At 66.7% G+C, this 3,915-nt stretch carries 3 protein-coding genes and 1 pseudogene; 2 read left to right on the forward strand and 2 right to left on the reverse strand.

Annotated features, from left to right (window positions below; genetic code table 11):
- Together AC629_RS32590 and AC629_RS32595 are read left to right on the forward strand one after the other, a co-directional pair.
- The coding region (locus AC629_RS32590) for a tetratricopeptide repeat protein (RefSeq protein WP_143199614.1) at positions 1-2,447 on the forward strand (2,447 nt) is incomplete at its 5' end.
- Positions 2,448-2,527: 80 nt separating this feature from the next.
- A complete protein-coding gene (locus tag AC629_RS32595) occupies positions 2,528-2,764 on the forward strand; it encodes a hypothetical protein (protein WP_084808914.1) in 237 nt (78 codons plus the stop codon).
- A gap of 61 nt (positions 2,765-2,825) precedes the next feature.
- On the opposite strand, the gene fliP is transcribed toward AC629_RS32595, so the two are convergent.
- Complete coding sequence (gene fliP / locus AC629_RS32600; RefSeq protein ID WP_084808915.1) at positions 2,826-3,584, reverse strand: flagellar type III secretion system pore protein FliP; 759 nt, start codon at positions 3,582-3,584, stop codon at positions 2,826-2,828.
- Positions 3,581-3,915: pseudogene (locus AC629_RS32605) on the reverse strand (flagellar biosynthetic protein FliO); the annotation flags it as partial. The pseudogene AC629_RS32605 and the gene fliP, both read right to left, overlap by 4 nt.

Raw genomic sequence — 3,915 nt, forward strand, 5'->3', positions numbered from 1 at the left:
CCGCGGCCGCCAGCGTCGATGCGCGCCGCGACAGCGATGGCCTGCGCGTGATGTTCCCGCTGCAGGTGGCGACGCCAGCGGCGGCGTTCCGCCGTGGCGACACGGTGTGGCTGGTATTTGACTCGCCGAAACCGATCGATGTCGAGGCGATCCGCACCAAGGGCGGCGCGATGATCGGCGAGGTCAACCGCATGCCGCTCGACAAGGGGCAGGCGGTGCGCATCCGCCTGACCCGGCCGCTGGTCTACTCGCTGACCAGCGAGGAGGTCGGCAAGGAGACCAACTGGCTGCTGACGCTCGCCGACAAGATCCAGGCGACGCCGCTGCCGCTGATGATGGCGCGCAACATCACCGACCCCGCGCTCGCCAACATCGCGATCCCCTTCGCCAATCCGGGCCTCTTGCACAAGCTGACCGATCCCGACGCCGGCGACACGCTCTATGTCGTCACTGCGCAGCGGCCGGTGCGCGGCTTCATCAAGCGTCAGGACCTCGTCGACCTCGCGCTGCTGGAATCTGCCCACGGCATCGCGATCCGGCCGAACTCCGACGAGGTCGGCGTCGAGGTCGGAGCCGACAAGGTCATTCTCGGCAAGAAGGGCGGACTGACGCTGTCGCCGGTCGACATCTCGGCCGAGCGAGCGCCGACCGCGGTGCGGCCGATCTTCAGTCCCGAAGGCTGGCGCAAGGGTCAGTCCGAAGACTTCATGACGCGCCAGAGCGAGCTGATCACCGCGATCTCCGGCGTCGATCCGGCGCAGCGATCGCTGTCGCGGCTCGACCTTGCGCAGTTCTACATGTCGCGGGCCATGTATCACGAAGCCAAATCCGTGACTGACGTGATGCTGAGCGATCCCCTCAACAAGGAGGAGAGCGGCGCGCTGATCATGCATGCGATCGCGAGCATCCTGATCGGCCGGCCAGCGCAAGGTCTGAAAGACCTCGCCAATCCCGCGATAGGCAACAGCCACGATTCCCAGCTCTGGAAGGCGCTCGCTTACGCGCGCCAGGGCAAATGGGCGGACGCGCGCGAGAAGTTCAAGAACGTCGAATTCGCCATCGCCTCGCTGCCGCTCGACATCCAGCGCATCGTGACCATGGATGCGATGCGCGCCTCGCTCGAGGTGAAGGACTATGCCGGTGCCTCCAAGCGCCGCAGCGAGATCGAGGTGGTCGGCATCTCGCCCGAGGCCGCGCCCGGCTTTGCCGTGCTGCGTGGCCGGCTCGCAGAGGCGCTCGGCCACGACAAGGATGCGCTTGACGACTACAAATTCGTGGTCGCCTCGAATGATCGTCAGGCTGCGGCCGAGGCCAAACAGCTCGAGGTGGCGCTGCGGCAGAAGCGCGACGAGATCTCCAAGGAAGACGCGCTGCGCGAGCTCGAGACGCTGTCGATGACCTGGCGCGGCGACGCGATCGAGGTCAAGACGCTCCAGATGCTGTCGCAGATGTATGCCGAGAACGGGCGCTACCGGGACGCGCTGATGGCGGCGCGCACCGCGACAAAGCTCCAGCCGAACGCCGAAGCCTCGCGTCAGGCGCAGGACCTCGCCTCCGACCTGTTCAGCCAGATCTTCCTGGGACCGAAGGGTGACGAACTGCCGCCGGTCGAGGCGCTCGGGATGTTCTACGAGTTCCGCGAGCTGACGCCAATTGGCCGGCGCGGCGACGAGCTGATTCGCCGTCTTGCCGACCGCCTCGCCTCGGTCGATCTCCTCGACCAGGCCGCCGAGCTCCTGCAATACCAGGTCGACCATCGCCTCGAAGGTGCCGCGCGCGCGCAGGTCGCCGCGCGCCTCTCGATGATCTATCTCGCCAACCGCCGGCCTGACCTCGCGATCACGGCGTTGCGCGCAAGCCGCATCAGCGATCTCTCCGGTGAACTGCGGCAGCAGCGACTGCTCCTTGAAGCGCGCGCGCAGAGCGATGTCGGCCGTCATGATCTCGCACTCGACATCGTCTCCAATGTCTCGGGGCGCGAGGTGCTCCGCCTTCGCTCCGACATCTTTTGGGCGGCGCGGCGCTGGCGCGAGTCCGCCGAGCAGATCGAGCTCTATTACGGCGAGCGCTTCCGCGACTTCAAGCCGCTCAACGCGGTGGAGAAGAGCGACATCATCCGCGCCGCCGTCGGTTACGCGCTCGCTGACGACTCGATCGGCCTGTCGCGCTTCCGCGAGAAATACGCGCCGCTGATGAGCGAGAGCGCCGACCGTCTCGCCTTCGATATCGCCAGCAAGCCAAGCGCCGCCTCCAGCGCCGAATTCGCCGAGATCGCCAAGCTCGCAGCCAGCGTCGACACGCTCAACGGCTTCCTGCGCGAGATGAAGCAGCGCTTTCCCGATGCAACCGCCCGTGCGCCGGCCTCGCCGCAGGCCAAGGACGAGACCGAGCATACCGGCTCGCTGCCCACGATCCCGGTCGTGCGGCAGATCAAGATGACGCGGTAGAAACCCTGCTACCTTCGACCTCTCGACAGGCGCCGCGCGAGGCGGCAACCTGTATGCCTTCATGCCGGGAGAGCGTTGATATGAGCAAGCCTGTCAAGACCGAAGCCGAACTCATTGCCATGGCGCGGGCCGAACTGAAGGTCCATGCCGATGGCCCGGACGGCCTCGTCATCTCGATCATCCGCGACGGCGACAGCTGGGAGTTCCGGGCCGATGCCGACCAGGCCACGCGAGCGCGACCGGGGTTTCCCGAGAGCGTCGCCATGCTGGTGCAGATCGGTGATCACCTCAGCAAGCAGTATGACGTGAAGGGGTAGGGCGAGGCCATCTAGTGGGACCGGGCGAGGCGCGGCCTGGCGGTTTACCGCATGGTGGCCGCTACCCCCCGTAACTCTGCACCAAACTCCCTGCCACCAGCGACCAGCCATCCACCAGCACGAAGAAGATCAGCTTGAACGGCAGCGAGATCGTCGCCGGCGGCAGCATCATCATGCCCATCGACATCAGCACGGAAGCGACGACGAGGTCGATGATCAGGAAGGGCAGGAACAGGAGGAAACCGATCTCGAAGGCACGCTTCAGCTCCGAGATCATGAAGGCGGGAACGAGGATGCGCAGTGCGAGCTCGTCGGGTGTGGCCGGCGGCGGTTCGCCGGACAGATCCAGGAACAGCTTGAGGTCCTTCTCGCGCACGTTCTTCTGCATGAAGGACCGCAACGGGACGGAGGCGCGCTGGAGCGCGTCCTCGACGCCAACCTGGTTGGCGACGAGCGGACGGATGCCTTCGTCGTAGGATTTTTGCAGGACGGGTCCCATCACGAAGAAGGTGAGGAACATCGCCAGCGCAATGATCACCGAGTTCGGCGGCGCGGTCGCCGTACCCATCGCGGTGCGCAGCAGCGACAGCACGACCACGATGCGCGTGAACGAGGTCATCATGATCAGGATCGACGGTGCGATCGACAGCACCGTGAGCAGCGCGATGAGCTGGATCGCGCGCTCGGTGACGCCGCCGCCGCCGGCTTGGCCGCCGAGATTGATGCTGATGTCCTGAGCATGCGCAAGGGTGGCGAGCGAAGCCGCGCCGATCAGGACAGAAACAAAAAGAACTCTACGCGGGAGGGCCGGCAGCCTCACGAAGACGGCTTCGGTCGGCCGAGCAGCGAGGCCATCTCGTCTTCGAGATTTTCAAAGCTGGTCTTCTCGACGGCCGGCTTGGCCGGCGCGGGCGGAGCCGGCGGCTCCGGAGCAACCGGAGGCGCGACCGGCTCGCCAGCAGGACGGCGCAGCGCGGCTTCGAGCCGCTGTGCCATCTCGGCGAGATTCTGCTCGGCACTCGAGGGCGTAGCAGCGGCGGGAGCCGGCGGCGGAACGGGCGGAGCCTGCGGCACTGGAGGAGGAGGGGGCGGCGGCGCGGCCGCGCGCTCGGTACGCACCGGCGGCACCTTCGCAGGCTCGCTCTGGCGCG

The organism is Bradyrhizobium sp. NAS80.1, assembly GCF_001908205.1.
Classification (GTDB): domain Bacteria; phylum Pseudomonadota; class Alphaproteobacteria; order Rhizobiales; family Xanthobacteraceae; genus Bradyrhizobium.